Source organism: Kribbella sp. NPDC059898 (assembly GCF_042730855.1).
Taxonomy (GTDB): domain Bacteria; phylum Actinomycetota; class Actinomycetes; order Propionibacteriales; family Kribbellaceae; genus Kribbella.
In genome coordinates, this window is sequence record NZ_JBHWKR010000002.1 from 495,218 (window position 1) to 513,452 (window position 18,235).

Consider the following 18,235-nt stretch of genomic DNA (forward strand, 5'->3'; position numbering starts at 1 on the left):
GGCTACTTCGCCGGGGCCGCGGTGAGGTGTGTCATCCACACCAGCGGCTGGTCCTGCGGATTCGCGTACGGGTCCTCCGCGGACGGCCAGCCAACCGCGTGATCGGTGCGGTAGATGCCACGGGCCGGCGCGTACAGGATCGGCAGTACGGGGTAGTCGGTCATCATCGCGTCCACCAGCACGCCGACCTGTTCCTTGGTCGCCGCCTCGTCGGTCGCGGCGGCCAGTGCGCCGATCGCCTTGTCGACGGCGGGATTCGTGTACCGCTCGACGTTCCCCTTGATCGTGGTCTTGTCCGGGAACTCCGACGTCGCGATAGTCGCGCCCATGCCGTGCGCGTAGTCGCAGCCGGCGCCCATGTAGTTGATCATCAGCTGGAAGTTGCCGGTCTTCTTCTGCTGGTCGACGGCCTCGGGCGGCATCTTGTTCTCCTTGATGTCGAGCCCCAGCTTCCGGAAGTTGCTGGTCAGCTCGTCCGCCATCGCCTCGTAGTCGATCCAGCCGGCCTGGACCGAGAAGGTGATCGCGATCGGCGAGCCGTCGGGGTTCTGCCGCAGGCCGTTCGAGCCCTTCGTGTAGCCGGCCGCGTCGAGCATCTCGTTGGCCTTGGCCAGGTCGAACGGGACCACGGTGCTGTCGGCCGGATACTTCGCCGGGAGCAGGCTGCCCTTCTCCGGCAGCGAGAGACCGGACTGACTCGCGACCTTCATCAAGCCGTACGTCGCCTTGTCGGTGGCACTCTGCTTGTCCATCCCGAACGCCAGCGCCTGCCGGAACTTGACGTCGTCGAACGGCTTCTTGGTCAGGTTCGGCGCGAGCACGGTCAGACCGTTCGGCGCGTACCAGACGTGGTTGGTCTTCGGGTCGGCGGCCACGAACGACTTGTCCGGGTTGGGGATCTCGGCGCTGTAGAAGTCCAGCTCACCGGCCTTCAGCTTGGCCGCCGCCTGGTTCGCATCGTAGTTGCCCTCGAGAACCAGTTTCTGGACCTTGATCTTGTCGGCCTGCCAGTAGTCCGGCCGCCGCTCGAGCTCCAGCCGCCGGCCGTTGTACGAGGCGATCTTGAACGGCCCGGTCGAGATCGGGTTCTTGGAGATGTACTTGGCCGGATCGCCGGCCTTCGAGAACTCCTTCTCCGAAACGATCTTCTGGCCGATCAGGTACGTGAACTTGGTGGCCGCAGGCCCCTCGAACTCGAACGTCACCTTGTCACCGTCCGCCGTGACCGACTTCGCCTTGGCGCCGAACGTGTCGTTCCAGACCCCGGCCTGGTCGATCGCCGGGTACTTCTTGGTCAGGTTGTACGTGAACGCGACGTCGTTCGCGGTGAACGGCGAGCCGTCGCTCCACTTCACGCCCTGGCGGATCGTGAACACCAGCTTGGTCGGGCTCTCCCAGGTGTACGCCGTCGCGAGCCACGGAATCACCTTGCAGTCCAGGGAGTTCTGCTGCATCAGCGGCTCGAACAGCCAGGTGCGCACCGTCTGCTGGGTGGCGAACGGGTTGTAGTTGACCAGACCTCCCATCGACGCGTCGGACTCGGTCGACAGGTTCAGCACCGGGATCGTACCCGCTGCCCCGGTCGACGAACTCCCCTGCTGCTTCTCACCGGCGACGCGACTGCCGGCACATGCCGGCAACGCCAGCACGCCCACCGCCAGCGCCGCGATGAAGACCCCCCGCCATGACTTCTGCCCCCGTCGGACGCGGAACGAAGTACTTGCCATGACGACACCTCCGTGTGTCAGGTTGCTACCTGGTTCGGATGTTGTTCTTGCTGTTCAGGCCTCACAGCCGCAGCTGGCTCTCCGGACGAGCCGCGACGGCAGAACAGTCTCGGGCGGAACGTCCGCACCGTTGATCAGGTCGAGCAACAGCCGGGTCGCTGTCGCTCCGAGCTCGGCCAGCGGCCGGGCCACGGTGGTGAGGCCGGGACTCACCAGGGAACTCATCGGGACGTCGTCGACGCCGGTGATCACCAGATCGCCGGGCACCCGCAGGCCGCGTCCCAGGACGGCCATCATCAGGCCGAGTGCGGTTTCGTCGTTCCCGCACACGGCACCGTCGTACCCACCGGCCAGCACCTCGTCGGCGGCCTGTACGCCGTGCGTCTGTTCGAGACCCGTCCGGAACTGTTTTCCGGGCCGGAGCCCCAGCGCCGCGTGCCCCGCGACGAAGGCGTTCCAGCGCTCGGTCAGGTCCGGTGAACCCTCGGGGTTGCCGACGAAGATCAGCTTTCGCAGCCCGTGGTCGGCGAGCAGATGGTCGACCATCAGGCGGAAGGCCTGCTGGTCGGTCCGGACGACGACCGGTGCCGGATGCGGATCCGGACCGATCATCACCACCGGATGCCGGGCGGCCAGTTCCGCGATCACCGTCTCCGGGACGGTGCCACCGTGGATGGCCATCCCGTCGACCCGCCGGGCGACGTCGAGCAGTTCGTCCGGCGCCTCCCGCCGGAGGTGGGTCCCGATCACGTGCACACTCACCTGGCGGGGTACGGCGACGGTCTCGACGCCGTTGATCAACTCGGCGAAGTACGGTCCGGACAGCCCCGGGAAGACCACGGCGAGTGCTCCGTGACGCCGGTTGGCCAGCGCCTCCCCGAGGTGGCTGGGGCGGTAGCCGTACTGCTCGATCGCGGCCTGCACCTTGGCCCGGGTCGTGGGTGAAACGCTGCCGACGCCGCGGTAGACCCGCGACACGGTGGCGATCGAAACGCCCGCCAGCTTGGCGATCTCACGCACGCTCATGCGGTCGTCGTTCACCGTCGGACCTCCTTGCCGCCAGGTCACCAGTGCCTGGCGGTTTGGGAGTGTAACCGGTTACAATCGCAATCCGCCAGAGCTCGTCGCCAGACCCGTCGGAGCGCCGCCCGCACCGTTGGAGGAATCTGTGAGCGCACCTGCTGAGCCGTCCACGCATGCCCGGTACGGGGAGATCGCGCTGCGGTCCGGCCGGATCGAGATCGCCGCGAAGCCCGCCCTGCTGCTGTCCGGCGAGGTGCACTACTTCCGGCTGCGCCGGGACGAGTGGGCCGGCCGGCTGGCTCAGGCGAAGGACGCCGGGCTGGACACGATCGCCAGCTACATCCCCTGGATCTGGCACGAGTCGCCGGACGGCGAGCTGGATCTCTCCGGGCGGACCTGCCCGGAGCGGGACCTGGCGGCGTTCGTCGACCTGTGCGGCTCGCTCGGCCTGCGGTTCCTCGCCCGGCCCGGACCGTTCGTGATGGCCGAACTGAAGAACGAGGGCATCCCGGACCGGATCTATCGCGAGTACCCGGACGCCCGGCCGACCGGCTGGGACGGCGGCCCCGCCCGGACCGAGGACCTCGACTATCACCACCCCGGCTTCCTCGCCGAGGCGGAGCGCTGGCTCGGCGCGGCGTTCGACATACTGGCGCCGCGACAGAGCCCGGACGGCCCGGTCGTCGGCGTACAGCTGGACAACGAGGTCGGCATGCTCGCCTGGGTGTCGAACACTCCGCACCACACTGAGGGCGCGACCGCCACGCTGGCGTTCCACCACGAGCACGGGCTCGGGTCGCGGGACGACTTCGCGAGGTACCTGCAGCGCCTCGAGTCGTTCGCCCGTGAACGGGGCATCGCGGTGCCGTTGCTGGTCAACGTGCACGGCACCGGCGGCGGACGCGGTACGACGTTCCCGATCGGGATCAGCCAGCTCGCTCCGGCGTACCGGGGACGGGCCGGCCTGCTCGCCGGATCCGACTACTACCTGGGCGAGCTGACCGTCCAGAACGTCGCCGATCTCTATCTGTGCAACGCGATTCTGGCCTGCGTCAACGGGCCGGACCAGCCGGCGAGCTCGCTGGAGTTCGAGGTCGGGACCGGCGACTACGGCGACAACCTGGACGCGCTCAGCTCGCCGGAGTCCGGAGTGAACAAGACCCTGCTGACGCTCGGCCAGGGCAACCGGCTGATCAACTACTACCTGCTGACCGGCGGCCGGAACCCGGTCGTCGAGAGCGACCGGAACGACGGCATCCCGCGGATCGCCTTCACCGGCGAGCGGCACGGGTTCGCGGCACCGATCGATCCCGAGGGGCGGAAGACGCCGGCCTTCGACGCCCTCGCGGACCTGATCGGGGAGGTTCGGACGTACGAGCCGATCCTCGCCGCCGGGCGGCAGCTGACCGACGAGCTCGGCTACGCCTTCGTCGCCGATCACTACCTCAGCGAGTACGTAGAACCCGCCGCGACCGCCCGGCGCGAACAGGTGGACGACCTCGAACGTCACCGCGGCTTCGGCGCCCGGGACGCGCTCGGCCGGGCGATCGTGCTCGGCGGGTACCACGTCGACGCCGTCGACCTGCAGGCGCTCGCCGATCCGGACTCGGCCTGGGCGGCCGGTACGACGGTGCCCGCGGCGCCGCGGACGATCGTGCTCAGCACCCCGCGCACACTGGGGCCGAAGGTCCAGCAGTGGCTCGTCGATCACGTCCGCGGCGGCGGCAATCTGCTGCTCACCGGGATGCTGCCGGATCGCGACCACGACGGTACGCCGTGCACGATCCTGGCCGATGCCTTCGGTCTGTCGTCGGCCGGTGTCCGCGTCGACCGGCGGGACGAGTCCGGACCGTACTGGCCGACGATCACCGGATCCGGCAGCTTCGGCATCGACGCCGACCTGCGGGTCAGCTCGGCGCAACTGCTGCAGGCGCCCGACGGGGCTGAGGTCTTGCTCCGCGAAGCCGGCTCCGGATTGCCATGTGCGATGCAGGTACAGCTGGGTGCGGGTTCGGTGATCTTCCTCGGCTGCGACCTCCCCGCCGCCCACCTCGACAGCTGGCGGGACCTGTTCTCGCGGCTCGACGTACGGCCCCGGGTCGGGATCGACGCCGACCGCCCCGGCCTGGTCACAGTGCCCGTCACCTCGGAGCACGGCAACCTGCTGATCGTCGTCAACGTGGCGCCGTACCCGATCACGGCGTTGATCAGCGTGGACGAGCAGGAGGTCCAGCCATCTACGACGTTCCCCGCCCGCGGCCATGCGCTGCTGCCGTTCTGAACCCTCGCCGAAAGGACACGCCCATATGACTTCCTCGACCCCAGCGCCCGAGCGCTTCCTCTGGGGTGCCGCGACCGCCGGCCACCAGATCGAAGGCGGCAACACCAACACCGGCCACTGGGTGCTCGAACACGCCCCCGACACCTGGGCGAAGGAACCCTCGGGCGATGCCTGCGACTCCTACCACCGATACGGCGAGGACATCGCCCTGCTGGCAGACGCCGGGCTGAACGCGTACCGGTTCTCGCTGGAATGGTCCCGCATCGAGCCAGCCAAAGGCGAGGTGTCGCGGGCGCAGCTCGACCACTACCGGCGGATGATCGACAGCTGCCGCGCGGCCGGGGTCGAGCCGATCGTGACGCTGCAGCACTTCACGGTTCCGCTCTGGCAGCACCAGGAAGGCGGCTGGTACGCCGACGACGCCGTCGACCGGTTCCGGTTCTTCACCGAGACCGCCGGCCGGATCCTCGACGACGTCACGTGGGTGGTGACGATCAACGAGCCGAACATGATGGTCAACCAGACCGAGGCGCGGATCGACACCGAGGTCGGGGTGAACTTCCCGGGGCCGTCGCCGCACGCGTCCCAGGTGATCGCGGAGGCCCACCACGCCTCGGTCGAGGTACTGCGCGGCCTCGGCCACATCAAGGCCGGCTGGTCGATCGCCAACCAGGTCTACCAGGCGGTCCCGGGCCACGAGAAGGACCGCGACGAGTGGGCGTACTGGCGCGAGGACTTCTTCCTCGAGCAGAGCCGCGACGACGACTTCGTCGGGGTTCAGTCCTACCTGCGCACGATCATCGGGCCGGACGGTCCGGTTCCGTTCGCCGACGGCGTCGAACGCACCCTCACCGGGTGGGAGTACTACCCGGAGGCGCTCGGCCAGGCGTTGCGGCATACCCGCGACGTCGCCGGCGACGTACCGATGATCGTTACCGAGAACGGGATGGCCACCGCGGACGACACCCGGCGGATCGCCTACACCACGGGGGCGTTGAGCGGACTCGCCGAGGCGATCGACGACGGCGGCGACGTCCGCGGGTACCTGCACTGGTCGCTGCTCGACAACTACGAGTGGGGATCGTACGAGCCGACGTTCGGGCTGATCGCGGTCGATCACGAGACCTTCGTCCGGACGCCGAAGCCGAGCCTGGCGTGGCTCGGCGACCTGGCTCGCCGCAACGAGCTGCCGCGGGTCCCGGAACGCCCGGAGGCTGCGGCGAACTTCGCCGCGGCCGTCGCCGGCTAAGCCGTCCCGAACCCCTGGACCCGGTGGATGTGGTCGGCCGGCTGCTCGGTGAAGCGCGCGGCCGTCGTCAGCACCGGGTGCTCGAAGAACGCCTTGCTGGCGGCCGGGAACTCCAACGGGGTCCCGGTCTCCAGCCAGTGGCTCACATGCATCATCGCGATCATCGGCCGCGGCCGATCGGTACGGTTCGGCATCCCCGCGTGCCATAGCCGGACGTCCCGGATCAGCACACTGCCGCGCCGGATCCGGGGCTGGATCGGCGGCGAGACCCGGCGCCGCGCCTCCAGCGCGTCCAGCGGCACCTCGATGTCACCACCGACCCCGACGGTGAGGTCGCGGTGGGTTCCGAGCCAGATCTCGGTGGCGCCGTTCTCGGCCGAGACGTCGACCGTCGGGACGTTCACCACCAACTGCGCCGCCGGATGCGCGACCTCCATCGTGCCGGACGGCCACAGATGACCGACATCCGCATGCACCGGCTGCCGGGTGTCACTCGGCAGCGACGTGTTCCCGCTGTACATCACGTTCCGCACACCCGGCCCGAGCACCGCCGACGTCACCGCGATCACCTGCGGATTCAGCAACACGTCCGCGAACAGGTACGGCTCGAACGGCGGCGGATCCTGCTGAATGTTCCCCACCGTCCAGTTGTACGGCGCATCCGGCCGCGCCCTGAGCAACTCCAGATCCCCGACCATCCGCTCGTGCAGCACGTCAAGATGATCCAACTCAACCACGCCAGCCAACACCACCAGCCCGTCAGTCCGCAGCGCCTCACGCGCAGCCCGCACCCGCTCCGGCGCCAACCCTCCAGCCACCCGGTCAGCCTCTTCAACGTCGATCGTGATCACGGATGCTCCCGTCTCGCCTTGACTTCGGTGCTGATCACTGTCCCAGCCGCTCCCCCACCGGCGGAATGTCCGCCCTGTCAGCCCCATGAACGTTCTGGCACCCGCCCGCGGACAGCAGCAATGGTGCGCCGTCAATCCGCGGACGCATGGAACAATGGTCGCTGGAGATGAGGAGGAGACCATGACAGCTGTCCCGCTGCCGCCCGCCCATCTGCTCACCGTTGCCGAGTATGCGTCGCTCGGCGAGGACGACACCGGCCGGTCTGAGCTCATGGAGGGCAATCTTGTGATGTCGCCGAGCCCCAGCCCGGACCACAACATGGCCGGACTGCGGATCGCAGTGCAGTTGATGCCGCAACTGCCGCAGGATCTAGAGGTCATCACCGATGTAGACGTCGATCTCGAACTCGTCCCGCCCGACCAGCCCGGCTTCTCCCGGCGGCCCGACGTCATCGTCGTACGGCGCTCCGCCCGCCCGCGGGTCCGCGCCGAAGGCGGACTGATCCGGGCGTCGGAGATCCTCGTCGTGATGGAGATCGTCTCCCCCGGCTCACGCCGTACGGACAACGTGGTCAAGCGAGCCGAGTACGCCGACGCCGGCATCCCGCATTACTGGATCCTCGACCTCCAGGACCCCATCTCCCTGCTCGCCTGCCACCTCACCGACAAGTTCGGCTACCTCGACGCCGAAGTCACCGGCGGCACCTTCGCGGCCAGTGACCCATTCTCCGTCACGCTCGACCTCGAAGACCTCCGCTAGACAGCAGAACGCGCAGGTCAGATGGTTCTGGCCTGCGCGTTCTCAAGGGGTGGAGGTGGCGGGAATCGAACCCGCGTCCTTCGGCGTTGCTCCAAGACTTCTCCGGGCGCAGTCTGAATGGCGCTTTTCTCGGCCTCAGCGTTTGTACAGACATCTCGCTGACAGGCTCAGTCACTGTAAATGTCCCGTGTTAACCCCGTGACCGGGTTAACAAAGCAAGCTCTCTAGCTGAGGCCAGTGACCGGGGCGAGAGCATCCCCGGGCTGACCGCTTCTTTAAGTGCTCAGGCCGTCAGGCGGCGAGAGCGAAGCTACTGCGGTTTGAATTGGCAGTTATTGGTTTCCAGAGATCGTTTACGAGATAACCCTGGATCCTCGGCCCGCTTCCCTTGGAACATACGTCCAAAGTCGAAACCGTTCACCCCCTGTTGAGTTGTCAAACTCCCACCCGTACCGCAGTGGAAGGTCCACACTACCAAGTCCAACCAGCCGCCCGCACCTCACATTCCCTCAGTCGGCCGGTGCCAGCAGGAAGATCGCCGTCGCGGCCGCGACCACCACGCCGGCGAGCACGATCACCCAGGCGGTGGTCACCTGGAGTAGCAGTGCACCGGCGGCGGCGCCGGCGAGCATCGCGAAGATCGAGCCGAGGCGGCGGTACGGCGGGGCCGCGCGGCCGTTGCCGAGGACGCTGTCGGCGGCGAGACCAGTCAGGGTCAGTGTGAGGACGGTCGTGGTCATGTCCTTCGGGGCGACGTGCCGTACGGTCGCGTTCTGCAGCCCGAAGCAACCGGCCAGCGCGAGGATCAGCAGGTACGACGTACCGCCGGAGTCCCGCAGTACGCCGACGCCGACCAGGAGCCCGCACAGCAGCAGCACCCCGGCCTGCGAACCGAAGGCGATCCCGAGCCAGCGCCGCGGCCGTGCCTCCAGGAACCGCGCCGCCCGGCCGCCGAGCAGCGAGCCGAGGACGAACCCGAGGACGGCGACCACCGGCGGCCCGAGCCGGAACCCCGACCCGGGCGCCACAGCGAAACCGAGGAACACCACGTTCCCGGTCATGTTCGCGACGAAGGTATGTCCGAGCTTCAGGTAGCTGACCGCGTCGATCAGCCCGGTCGCCGCGGTCAGGCCGAGGAACGCGCCGACCTCCCACCGCACCCCGACCGGAACACCCATTCCAGCAGGGTAGGGCCTACTTGATCAGGCGGAGCGTGAACGGGTACCGGAACTTGCCGCCGGCCGCGGTGGCGAGGCCGCCGATGCCGGTGAGCAGGAACCAGAGGATCCCGAGTATCGGGAACAGGAACCCGAGGAACCCGTGCGTGAACCCGGTCATCACCCCGAGCAGCGCGAACGCCCCGGCCGCGGTCAGCTGGAAGTTCAGCGCCTCGACGGCGTGCCGGCGTACGGCGGGGTTCTTCTGGCCGGCCGTCGCGACGACCAGCGCCGGGCCGACGAAGAACGTCGGGTACCCGAGCCAGTGCGCGATCGTGCCCATCCCGCGGCCGTCGCCCTGGTAGGTCTGCAGCGGCGCGGGCCGGGTGAAGGCGGCCGGCGCGAACGTCGGCACCGGGCGCGAGACGAGGCCGTCGAACGTGCTGTTCAGCTCGGCCCGGGTCCGCGCCTTCAGCGCCTTGTCCAGCCGGAGATCGAACTCCATGTGGTCGAGGCGGCCGTCGGCGTACATCTCTTTGAGGATCTCGACGGCCCGATCCCGCTGCGCCGACGTCACCAGCAACTCTGAAGTGGACATGTTCCCACTGTGCGCGCCCGCACTGCCGCACCCCATCAGGTTCAGCCCGGACCAACCCCTGACCCAACCCCAGGGTCAGGCGCGGTGGCGGTCGGAGAGGGCTCGTTGGGCTTCGCGGGTGGCTTGGCGTTCGGCCAGGGCGTGGCGTTTGTCGTAGTCCTTCTTGCCGCGGCCGGTGGCCAGTTCGACCTTGGCGTAGCCGTCCTTGAAGTACAGCGACAGCGGGATCAGCGACACCCCTTGCTGCTCGACGGCGCGGATCAGCTTCTGGACCTCGTCCTTGTGCAGCAGCAGCTTGCGGGTACGGCGGGGATCGTGGTTCGTCCAGGTGCCGTGTTTGTACTCCGGGATGTGCATGCCCTGCAGCCACAGCTCGTTCCCGCGGACGGCGGCGAACGCGTCGACGAGGGAGGCCCGGCCCTGCCGCAGGGACTTGACCTCGGTCCCGGTGAGCACCAACCCGGCCTCCACCACGTCATCGATGTGGTAGTCGTGTCGCGCCTTGCGGTTCTGCGCGATCGGCTTCTCCCGGCCGGTCTGTTTCACCATCCGGCCAGTATCCCAGATACCTCAGAGCCACCCCATCGGATTAACCACGGTGCCGTCCTTGTAGACCATGAAGTGCAGGTGGCATCCGGTGGAGTACCCGGTGGTCCCGGACCAGGCGACGATCTCGCCGCGCTTGACCCGTTCGCCGACGTGCGCCTTGTACTTCGACAGGTGGTTGTAGACCGTCGTGATCGAGTGCCCGCCCATCACCCCGTGTGAGATGAACAGCCGGTTCCCGTAACCGCCGTTGAAGTACTTGTCCGTCACCACACCGTCCGCCGCGGCGCGGACCGGCGTACCGCAGGGAGCGCGGAAGTCGGTGCCGTCGTGCAGCTTCCAGATGTGCAGCACCGGGTGGAACCGCATGCCGTACGGCGAGGTGATGTAGCTGCTCACCGGATACCCGAGCCGTCCGTCGCCGGTGGACACCGGGTCCGGCACGTTCCGCGGCTTCCGGTGCTCCTTGCGCGCCTTGGCCCGCTCGGCCGCCTCGGCTGCCGCTTTCCGGCGGGCGGCGGCGGCCTTCTCGGCCTTCGCCTGCGCGATCAGCATCTGCTGGACGCGGTTCCGCTCCTTGAGCAGCGAGTTGTACTGCGCGAGCTCGGAGTTCTTCTCCTTCTCCGCGGCCTTGAACGCGGTCAGCTTGACCGCCGCGACCGTTGCCGCCTCCGCCCGGTCGGCCGCGACCTGCTTGGTCAGGTCCGCGACCTTCTTGACCGTGGCCGCCGCCGCGGCCCGGGCGGATTCGGCGTCCTGCTCCGCGGCCGTGAGCTTGACCTGCTTGCTGGCCAGTTCCGCCTGCGCGGTGTTCAGGTCGGAGATCGCGTTGCTCTGGATGCCGAACACGTTCCGCTGGACCTGCATCCCGGTCGCGACGTCGGCCGGCGCCGCGCCGCGGAGCACGATCGACAGTCCGACCAGGCCGTTCTGCTGTTGATACGCCGACCGTACGGCGCGTCCCGCGACGGACCGCTTCTCCGCGATCTGGCGCTGACCGGCCGCTACCTCGGAGGTCGCCGTACTGAGTGCCGCCTCGGCCGCGGCGAGCTTGCCCGCGGCGACCGCGTCGGCGGCCTTCGCGGCGGCGAGCTGCCCCTGCGCGACGGCGTACCGGGCCTGCACGGCCTGGTACTTCGTGACGGCTTGGTTGTACGCGGCAACGGACTTGCCGAGCTGGTCGGAGGCGTCGTCGAGATCAGCCTTGGACTGGTTGATCTTCGAGTCGAGTTGTTTCTTCTTGGCAGCTGGATCCGGCGGTCGCGCCTCCGCGGACGGAGCGTACGGGACCGCGGCCAGGACACCGGCGGACAGGGACAGGACAAGGCAGCAAGCGGTAACCACAGTCTGCCGCCCCCGCGGTCTGGTACGTGATCGCGGGTACGGCGGGGCGGGGGTACCGGTGCTGTCGTCTCGCTTGATGCTCCCCCGCGCTGGCGGGTTCGCACCGGGGAAGTGCGGGACCACAGGTCGACCCCTTGCTCTGGATGAAGTTTTCGTGCGGTACAGGAGTTACTCGTGTGACTCCTGATACTGCACGATAGGTCACCGGGGTCAGACTTTGAGGTATTTCCGCGTTGTCAGGAATGTCGGGATGACCGCCAGCACCAGGCCGACCAGCACCATGATCAGCGTGACCTGGAAGGTTTCGGACGCGCCGACCCACTGCCAGACCCGGAACGTCGACTGCGCCTGGCGCATGACCATGAAGTACACGATCAGCCACAGCGTGCCGCAGGCCAGCGCGGCGCCGATGATCGCGGCCAGCACCGCCTCCAGCAGGAACGGCAGCTGGATGTAGAAGTTGGACGCACCCACGAGCCGCATGATGCCGATCTCACGTCTGCGCGCGTACGCCGCCAGCCGGATGGTGTTCGCGATCTGCATCAGCGCGGCGACCAGCAGCAGTCCCGCACCGGCGTACGAGCCGACCTGGAGCCAGTTCAGCGCCTTGAACAGCGGGTCGAGGTACTGCCTGAGGTCCTGGACCGTGTCCACGCCCGGGAGGCCGGAGACCGCGCTCACCAGGTTCTGGTAGCTCTGCGGGTTCTTCAGCCGGATCCGGAACGACTCCTGCATCTGGTCCTGGGTGACCGTGCTGACGATCGGCGAGTCCTTGTACAGCTTCTTGAACGACTCGAACGCCTGCGCCTTCGACTCGGTGAACACGCCGTCCGGCGCGGTGTCCGGGTTCTGCTCGATGACCTGCTGGATCCGGTTCTTCTGCTCCTGGGTCACCTCGGCGCCGGAGCAGCCGCGGCCGCCGGAGTCCTTGGTGCAGAGGAACACCGAGATCTGGATCTTGTCGTACCAGTTCCCCTTCATCAGGTTCACCTGCTCGTGGGCGAGCAGCGCGCTGCCGAACAGCGACAGCGAGACCCAGATGGTGACGACGACCGCGATCGTCATCGACATGTTCCGCCGCAGGCCGATACCGAGGTCGGAGAGGATGTAGTTCAAGCGCATCAGTCAGTCAGTCCCCTGGTCAGTGCTGGTAGCCGTAGACGCCGCGCGACTCGTCGCGGACGACATGGCCGTTCTCCAGCTCGATCACGCGCTTGCGCATCTGGTCCACGATCGACACGTCGTGGGTGGCCATCACGACCGTCGTACCGGTCCGGTTGATCCGGTCCAGCAGCTTCATGATGCCCACCGACGTACCGGGGTCGAGGTTTCCGGTCGGCTCGTCGGCGATCAGGATCATCGGCCGGTTCACGAACGCGCGGGCGATCGCGACGCGCTGCTGCTCACCGCCGGACAGCTCGTCCGGGAGCCGGTCCTCCTTGCCGTCCAGACCGACCAGCTCGAGCACCTCGGGGACCGTCTTGCGGATGTGCGACCGCGGCTTGCCGATCACCTGCAGCGCGAACGCGACGTTCTCCGCGACGGTCTTGTTCGGCAGCAGCCGGAAGTCCTGGAACACGGTTCCGATCTGCCGGCGCATCTGCGGTATCCGCCAGCTGGCGAGCCGGTTCAGGTCCTTGCCGGCCACCATGATGTGGCCCTTGGACGTCCGGTGCTCACGGAGCACGAGGCGCAGGAACGTCGACTTGCCGGACCCGGAGGTACCGACCAGGAAGACGAACTCGCCTTTCTCGATCTCGACGTTGACGTTCAGCAGAGCGGCCTTGGACTGGCCCTCGTACGTCTTGGAAACATTCTCGAAGCGGATCACGGGTTCATCCGGCCGTGGTCGGGAACAGGGAGCGACGCGACGGTAACCACGAAGGGCACCGTACGCCACCGGAGCGGCCGGCGATCAGTCTAGGCGTTCCACGGCGTGCCGCCGACCAGACCTGCCGCTCCGCGCGCCCCCGTCCGATACCCGGTGACGGTTCAAACGAACGTCTTACGCGTCCGACTGGCGCGCGATCGTCGCGGACGCCCGGCGGACGATCGGCACCGGGCCGGCCGGCAGGACGTCGCCGATGAACGCGTAGTGCCGCAGTACGTCGGGATCGACGTCGCCGGGGCGGTGCCGGCTGTGGTCGCGGACCCAGTCGATGATGTCGCCCCAGCCCGGCGCGGCCAGCGAGCCGCCGAAGTGCTGCACGGACAGCCCGGCGCACAGGTTGCCGAACGCCAGCCGGTGCGCGAGCGGCCAGCCGCGGAGCGTGCCTAGCACGAGTGAGGCGAGAAACACGTCGCCGGCGCCGGTCGGGTCGTACGAGTGCACCGGCAGCGCCGGAACCTGCTCCTCCTCGCCGGTGGCCGAGTCGATCGCGAGTACGCCGTCCGCGCCGTTCGTCACGACCGCCAGCGGGACCCGCTCGGCGAGCTTGTGCAGCGCCGCCTTCGGCGTGTCGGTCCGGGTGTACGCCATCGCCTCGTCGGCGTTCGGCGTGAACGCGTGGAAACCGTCCAGTACGTCGAGCACCGCCGGCGACCACTCGTCCGTCGGGTCCCAGCCGACGTCCCCGAACAGCAGCGCGCCGGACTCCCGGGCCTCGACCGTCCAGCCGGGCAGTTCCTCCGCGACCGGGACGATCGCCGAGCGGGTCTTCAGCCCCGGGCCGACCAGCTTGCTCGGGTCGCCGGGGGCCTCGTGCGCGTGCGTGACCATCGCGCGGTCCCGGTTGATCGACATCGACACCGTCACCGGCGAGTGCCAGTGGCCGATCCGGCGCGAGTGCGACAGGTCGACGCCCTCCTGGTCGGCGAGCGTGCGCCAGCAGAAGTCGGCGTACACGTCGTCTCCGAAGACCGCGGCCAGGCCGCTCCTCAGGCCGAGCCGGGCGGCCGCGATCGCGAAGTTCGCGACGCCGCCGGGGCACGAGCCCATGCCTTCGGCGAAGATCTCGGTACCGGTGGTCGGGGCGGACGCCAGGCCGGTCATGACGATGTCGTAGAACACGGTCCCTTGTACGAAGACGTCGTACCCGTCCTTCTGGTCCGTCACGGTGACACTACTCCTTGTCATCCTGGTCCGTCGGTCGTGGAATGCTCCTTCGTAGCATCATCGACCGGTCAAGCCCATTTCGTCGTACGGAACTCGGAGGTGTCCGTGATTCCTACCTGGATCTCGGTGGTCGGGGTCGTGATGACCGTGCTGTCACCGCTGCTCGCGCTCGGCGGCGTGGTGCTGGGTGCGTACCTGACCCGGAAGTCCGACCGTGAGCTCGACACCTGGCGGCACCGCGAGGAGACGATGCGGATGGTGCGCTGGGCGGTCGAGCAGATCCTCGAGGGCGAGGACGCCGGCACGGACGCCGGCGTGGTCACGCTCCGCTCACTGATGCGGTCGGAGCTGTTACAGCCGGAGGACTACGACCTGGTCGCCGCGCTGACCGCGGCCGTTGCGATCGACCGGGTCGGGGCGGACGCGTACGCTGATATTGCGGAAGCTGACATCGAGGTCGTCGAGGGAGACAGTGACCATGGCTGACAAGCGGACCGTGAAGGTCTCCCGCCAGGTGATCGAGTTGGCCCGCCTGCACGTCGAAGCGGCCCGCCGCGCCGGCCGCAAACCCGACGAGGCGGTCGCCCGCATCGCCAACGCCCACCCCGACAACGGCAACGACTCCCCTACCCCCGCACCTGCCTGAGCGCCACCACTGCCAGGAGGACCCCTCCGGCGAGGAAGCCCCAGGCTGGGCTGGAGTGTTGGACGAGGACGCCGGTAGCGGCTGAGCCTGCTGCGGAGCCCAGGTTGTTGCTTGTGTTGATCCAGGTGCTGGCTTCGGTGCGTTGGTGGGCTGGGGTCACCGTGTCGGCTGCCAGGTAGGCGACTACGAAGAGTGGGGCGACGGCAGCGCCTGCTACGCCTAGCACTGCTCCGAGCGGGATCAGGCCTGGTGCCAGGGACGCTGTGAGTAGCCCAGCTGCCAGTACGGCGATCAGGGCGGCCAGGTGGGTCGACGGGGAGCGCGTGTGGGAGCGCCGCGCCCAGAGGATGCCTCCGACGACGCTGCCAGCCGCTATGGCTGCCTCGACGTACCCTGCTGCGCCGGGGTGGCCCGCTTGTTGAGCTACGGCGGCTACGCACAGGTAGGCCGTGCTGATGCCGGCTGCGGTGAGCAGGATGACCAGCAGGATCCGGCGGAGCTCGGGGAGGACCAGCGGCCCTAGCGGGTGCCGGGCAGGCGTGGGTGGCGCGGTGTGGGTGGTGACCGGACTTGTTGCCATCGCCAGGGTGCCTACGAGCATCAGGGCCGCCGAGCAGGCCAGTGCGACCGGTGCGGCGAACACCCCGATCAGCGTGCCTGCGATCAGCGGTCCGCCGAGGAACAGGCACTCCTCCGCGACCGCGTCCAGCGCGTACGCGCGCTCCTTGAGCGGCAGGCCGTCCGTGAGGAGGCGCCAGTTCGACCGCATGGACGGCCCGAGCGGCGGCGCGAGCAGCCCGGTCACACCGACCAGGACGAGCAGTACGGCGGAGTTCGGCGTACCGGAGATCAGGAACAGGCCCGCGGACGAGCCGGCCGCCAGGAACGGCAGGACGCGCCGCTGGCTGTAGCGGTCGACCAGGCGGGCCTTGTACGGCATCGACAACGAACTGATGCCGAAGACGGCCACAGCGGCGCCGGCCGTGGCGAAGGAACCGGTGGAATGGCGGACGGTCATGAGTAGTGACAACGGGAGCAGGCCGTACGACAGCCGGCCGAGCAGCGCAGGCACGAACGTGCGCAGCGCCGACGGCAGCAGCAGGACGTCACGGTAGCTCCCGGCACGAAGAGTGCCGGACACGAGAACGCTCCTAGGAATTCACAACGGAATGGGGCTCAGGACGGGGAGCCGCTCTCTAGTCACGAAGTGAATGCATGCGGCACAGCATACGTGAGAAATACCGCGGCCATAAGCCGTCCCGGTCGTAAGGTCGGTGTTCTGTGCGCAGGCTGTGGGACTGCGCTGAACGGAGGCGGGACATGAGCGGGATGACGCGGCGGCGGTTGCTGGGGATCGGCGCCGGGCTGTCGGCGATGGCGGTGGCGGGCTGCGGTTCGAACAGCGGACGGCCCTCCACCAGCAGCGGGTCGAAACCGGCCCTGCAGCAGTGGTACCACCAGTACGGCGAAGCGGGCACGCAGCAGGCGGTGGAGAAGTACGCGAAGGCGTACCCGGACGCGACCGTGACGGTCCAGTGGTCGCCGGGCGACTACGAGAAGAAGGCCGCGACCGCGCTGCTCACCGACCAGGGCCCGGACGTCTTCGAGTACCCGAACGGCCCGACGATCGACATGATCAAGGGCAAGCAGGTCGTCGAGCTGACCGATCTGCTCGGCGACGCGAAGAGCGACTTCAACTCCGCGCTGCTGGACCGGATGTCGTACCAGGGCAAGCTGTACGCGATCCCGCAGGTCATCGACATGCAGCTGCTCGTGTACCGCAAGAGCCTGCTGAGCGCGGCCGGCGTCCAGCCGCCGCAGACCGTGGACGAACTGCTGGCCGCGGCGAAGAAGCTGACCACCGACAAGGTCAAGGGTCTGTTCGTCGGCAACGACGGTGGTGTCGGCGTGCTCGGCGGCCCGGCGCTCTGGTCGGCCGGCCTGGACTACCTGACCAAGGACAACCAGTTCGGGTTCGACGACCCGGCCGCGTTCGAGTCGCTGCGCAAGCTGCGCGAGCTCTGGACCTCGAAGGTGTTGTTGCTCGGGGCACCGACCGACTGGTCGGACCCGGCCGCGTTCACGCAGGGCCTGACCGCGATGCAGTTCACCGGCCTGTGGACGCTGCCGGTGATCGAGAAGGCGCTGCCCGGCGACTACGGCGTACTGCCGTGGCCCAAGCTGAACGCGACCACCGGCGCGCCGAGCGTCCCGGTCGGCGCGTACGGCGCGTGCGTGAACGCCAAGTCGAAGAACCTCGACGCCGCGAAGAAGTTCGTCAAGTGGCTGTGGGTCGACCAGACCGACGACCAGCTGGACTTCGCGCAGTCGTACGGCTTCCACGTACCGGCCCGGAAGAGCCTGTCGGCGAAGGCGGAGAAGCTGAAGTCCGGCCCGGCCGCCGACGCGGTCAAGCTGCTGAACGACAACGGCCACCCGCAGAACCCGATGCTCTGGTCGCCGAAGGCCAGCTCGGCGTACTCCGACGCGCTGAACAAGATCATCCGCAGCGGCGCCGACCCGGCCGCGGAGATCAAGACCGTGCGGACGGTCACCGAGGCCGAGCTGAAGCGGATCGCCGGATGACGCTCGCCCTGCGGCCGCTGACCGACGACGATCGCGAGCTGATCGAGCTCGCCCGCCGTACGGTCGACGCGAACACCGACGGACCCGACGGCGTCTACACGATGGGCGCCGCGGTCCGCGGGATCGACGGCCGGATGTACGCCGGGATCAACCTGTACCACTTCACCGGCGGCCCGTGCGCGGAGCTGGTCGCGCTCGGCCGGGCCCGCGCCGACGGCGCCCGCGAGCTCACCACGATCGTGGCCGTCGGCAACGAAGGCCGCGGCGTCGTCGGCCCCTGCGGCCGCGACCGCCAGGTCTTCGTCGACTACCACCCGACGATCCGCGTCATCCTCCCGTCCCCCAACGGCCCCGGAACCGTCCTCGCCACCGACCTCCTCCCCGGCGCCTACCGCTGGACGCCCTAGGGATC

General features: G+C 68.5%; 18 protein-coding genes and 1 other RNA gene. 7 read left to right on the plus strand and 12 right to left on the minus strand.

The window, feature by feature from the left end:
* Nucleotides 1-2: 2 nt before the first annotated feature.
* Both ACFV9C_RS07920 and ACFV9C_RS07925 read right to left on the minus strand, forming a co-directional pair.
* Nucleotides 3-1,727: an ABC transporter substrate-binding protein gene (locus tag ACFV9C_RS07920; RefSeq protein WP_380191557.1), complete on the minus strand. Its 1,725-nt coding sequence runs from the start codon at nucleotides 1,725-1,727 to the stop codon at nucleotides 3-5.
* A 54-nt stretch (nucleotides 1,728-1,781) separates the two neighbouring features.
* A complete protein-coding gene (locus tag ACFV9C_RS07925; protein ID WP_380191559.1) occupies nucleotides 1,782-2,768 on the minus strand; it encodes a LacI family DNA-binding transcriptional regulator in 987 nt (328 codons plus the stop codon).
* Nucleotides 2,769-2,895: 127 nt separating this feature from the next.
* Here ACFV9C_RS07925 and ACFV9C_RS07930 point away from each other — a divergent pair, with 127 nt between their 5' ends.
* Both ACFV9C_RS07930 and ACFV9C_RS07935 read left to right on the plus strand, forming a co-directional pair.
* Nucleotides 2,896-5,031, plus strand: coding sequence for a beta-galactosidase (locus ACFV9C_RS07930; protein WP_380191560.1), 2,136 nt, complete (start codon nucleotides 2,896-2,898; stop codon nucleotides 5,029-5,031).
* Between the two features lie 25 nt (nucleotides 5,032-5,056).
* On the plus strand, nucleotides 5,057-6,280 hold the full coding sequence (locus tag ACFV9C_RS07935; RefSeq protein WP_380191561.1) for a glycoside hydrolase family 1 protein: 1,224 nt from the start codon (nucleotides 5,057-5,059) through the stop codon (nucleotides 6,278-6,280).
* Here ACFV9C_RS07935 and ACFV9C_RS07940 read toward each other — a convergent pair.
* Nucleotides 6,277-7,131, minus strand: coding sequence for a phytanoyl-CoA dioxygenase family protein (locus ACFV9C_RS07940; RefSeq protein ID WP_380191563.1), 855 nt, complete (start codon nucleotides 7,129-7,131; stop codon nucleotides 6,277-6,279). The two genes, ACFV9C_RS07935 and ACFV9C_RS07940, sit on opposite strands and share 4 nt — an antisense overlap.
* A gap of 181 nt (nucleotides 7,132-7,312) precedes the next feature.
* Between ACFV9C_RS07940 and ACFV9C_RS07945 the strand changes: the two genes are divergently transcribed.
* Nucleotides 7,313-7,891 (plus strand): Uma2 family endonuclease, encoded by a 579-nt coding sequence (locus tag ACFV9C_RS07945; protein WP_380191565.1) that lies wholly within the window; start codon nucleotides 7,313-7,315, stop codon nucleotides 7,889-7,891.
* Nucleotides 7,892-7,938: 47 nt separating this feature from the next.
* Here ACFV9C_RS07945 and ssrA read toward each other — a convergent pair.
* The 8 genes from ssrA to ACFV9C_RS07985 form a co-directional block, all read right to left on the minus strand.
* Nucleotides 7,939-8,316, minus strand: a transfer-messenger RNA (tmRNA) gene (ssrA, locus tag ACFV9C_RS07950).
* An 84-nt stretch (nucleotides 8,317-8,400) separates the two neighbouring features.
* Nucleotides 8,401-9,069 (minus strand): DUF1275 family protein, encoded by a 669-nt coding sequence (locus ACFV9C_RS07955; protein ID WP_380191566.1) that lies wholly within the window; start codon nucleotides 9,067-9,069, stop codon nucleotides 8,401-8,403.
* 16 nt (nucleotides 9,070-9,085) lie between these two features.
* Entirely contained in the window at nucleotides 9,086-9,646 is a 561-nt protein-coding gene (locus ACFV9C_RS07960; RefSeq protein WP_380191568.1) for a DUF1707 and DUF4870 domain-containing protein, read from the minus strand.
* A gap of 75 nt (nucleotides 9,647-9,721) precedes the next feature.
* Complete coding sequence (gene smpB / locus ACFV9C_RS07965; RefSeq protein WP_380191569.1) at nucleotides 9,722-10,195, minus strand: SsrA-binding protein SmpB; 474 nt, start codon at nucleotides 10,193-10,195, stop codon at nucleotides 9,722-9,724.
* Between the two features lie 21 nt (nucleotides 10,196-10,216).
* Nucleotides 10,217-11,536: a peptidoglycan DD-metalloendopeptidase family protein gene (locus tag ACFV9C_RS07970; protein ID WP_380191571.1), complete on the minus strand. Its 1,320-nt coding sequence runs from the start codon at nucleotides 11,534-11,536 to the stop codon at nucleotides 10,217-10,219.
* A 210-nt stretch (nucleotides 11,537-11,746) separates the two neighbouring features.
* A complete protein-coding gene (gene ftsX, locus ACFV9C_RS07975) occupies nucleotides 11,747-12,658 on the minus strand; it encodes a permease-like cell division protein FtsX (protein ID WP_380191573.1) in 912 nt (303 codons plus the stop codon).
* A gap of 19 nt (nucleotides 12,659-12,677) precedes the next feature.
* The gene (gene ftsE / locus ACFV9C_RS07980; RefSeq protein ID WP_077013482.1) at nucleotides 12,678-13,367 is read right to left on the minus strand and encodes a cell division ATP-binding protein FtsE; all 690 of its coding nucleotides are present in this window, start codon (nucleotides 13,365-13,367) and stop codon (nucleotides 12,678-12,680) included.
* A gap of 174 nt (nucleotides 13,368-13,541) precedes the next feature.
* Nucleotides 13,542-14,591: a carbohydrate kinase family protein gene (locus ACFV9C_RS07985; RefSeq protein WP_380191575.1), complete on the minus strand. Its 1,050-nt coding sequence runs from the start codon at nucleotides 14,589-14,591 to the stop codon at nucleotides 13,542-13,544.
* A gap of 105 nt (nucleotides 14,592-14,696) precedes the next feature.
* Between ACFV9C_RS07985 and ACFV9C_RS07990 the strand changes: the two genes are divergently transcribed.
* Both ACFV9C_RS07990 and ACFV9C_RS07995 read left to right on the plus strand, forming a co-directional pair.
* On the plus strand, nucleotides 14,697-15,077 hold the full coding sequence (locus ACFV9C_RS07990; RefSeq protein WP_325037698.1) for a hypothetical protein: 381 nt from the start codon (nucleotides 14,697-14,699) through the stop codon (nucleotides 15,075-15,077).
* Entirely contained in the window at nucleotides 15,070-15,237 is a 168-nt protein-coding gene (locus ACFV9C_RS07995; protein ID WP_209698182.1) for a hypothetical protein, read from the plus strand. Before ACFV9C_RS07990 ends, ACFV9C_RS07995 begins: the two co-directional genes overlap by 8 nt.
* On the opposite strand, the gene ACFV9C_RS08000 is transcribed toward ACFV9C_RS07995, so the two are convergent.
* Nucleotides 15,218-16,378, minus strand: a complete 1,161-nt coding sequence (locus ACFV9C_RS08000) for an MFS transporter (RefSeq protein ID WP_380191578.1) — start codon at nucleotides 16,376-16,378, stop codon at nucleotides 15,218-15,220. The genes ACFV9C_RS07995 and ACFV9C_RS08000 overlap by 20 nt on opposite strands.
* Before the next feature lie 179 nt (nucleotides 16,379-16,557).
* Between ACFV9C_RS08000 and ACFV9C_RS08005 the strand changes: the two genes are divergently transcribed.
* Entirely contained in the window at nucleotides 16,558-17,823 is a 1,266-nt protein-coding gene (locus ACFV9C_RS08005; protein ID WP_380191579.1) for an ABC transporter substrate-binding protein, read from the plus strand.
* The gene (locus ACFV9C_RS08010; protein WP_380191580.1) at nucleotides 17,820-18,230 is read left to right on the plus strand and encodes a cytidine deaminase family protein; all 411 of its coding nucleotides are present in this window, start codon (nucleotides 17,820-17,822) and stop codon (nucleotides 18,228-18,230) included. Before ACFV9C_RS08005 ends, ACFV9C_RS08010 begins: the two co-directional genes overlap by 4 nt.
* Nucleotides 18,231-18,235 lie beyond the last annotated feature (5 nt).

Bases quoted from the DNA above. Each gene is read 5' to 3' on its own strand.
- ftsX (WP_380191573.1), bottom strand. From the start codon at position 12,658: ATGCGCTTGAACTACATCCTCTCCGACCTCGGTATCGGCCTGCGGCGG.
- ACFV9C_RS07955 (WP_380191566.1), bottom strand. From the start codon at position 9,069: ATGGGTGTTCCGGTCGGGGTGCGGTGGGAGGTCGGCGCGTTCCTCGGC.
- ACFV9C_RS07960 (WP_380191568.1), bottom strand. From the start codon at position 9,646: ATGTCCACTTCAGAGTTGCTGGTGACGTCGGCGCAGCGGGATCGGGCC.
- ACFV9C_RS07935 (WP_380191561.1), top strand. From the start codon at position 5,057: ATGACTTCCTCGACCCCAGCGCCCGAGCGCTTCCTCTGGGGTGCCGCG.
- ACFV9C_RS07945 (WP_380191565.1), top strand. From the start codon at position 7,313: ATGACAGCTGTCCCGCTGCCGCCCGCCCATCTGCTCACCGTTGCCGAG.
- ACFV9C_RS08005 (WP_380191579.1), top strand. From the start codon at position 16,558: ATGAGCGGGATGACGCGGCGGCGGTTGCTGGGGATCGGCGCCGGGCTG.
- ACFV9C_RS08010 (WP_380191580.1), top strand. From the start codon at position 17,820: ATGACGCTCGCCCTGCGGCCGCTGACCGACGACGATCGCGAGCTGATC.
- ACFV9C_RS07920 (WP_380191557.1), bottom strand. From the start codon at position 1,727: ATGGCAAGTACTTCGTTCCGCGTCCGACGGGGGCAGAAGTCATGGCGG.
- ACFV9C_RS07995 (WP_209698182.1), top strand. From the start codon at position 15,070: ATGGCTGACAAGCGGACCGTGAAGGTCTCCCGCCAGGTGATCGAGTTG.
- smpB (WP_380191569.1), bottom strand. From the start codon at position 10,195: ATGGTGAAACAGACCGGCCGGGAGAAGCCGATCGCGCAGAACCGCAAG.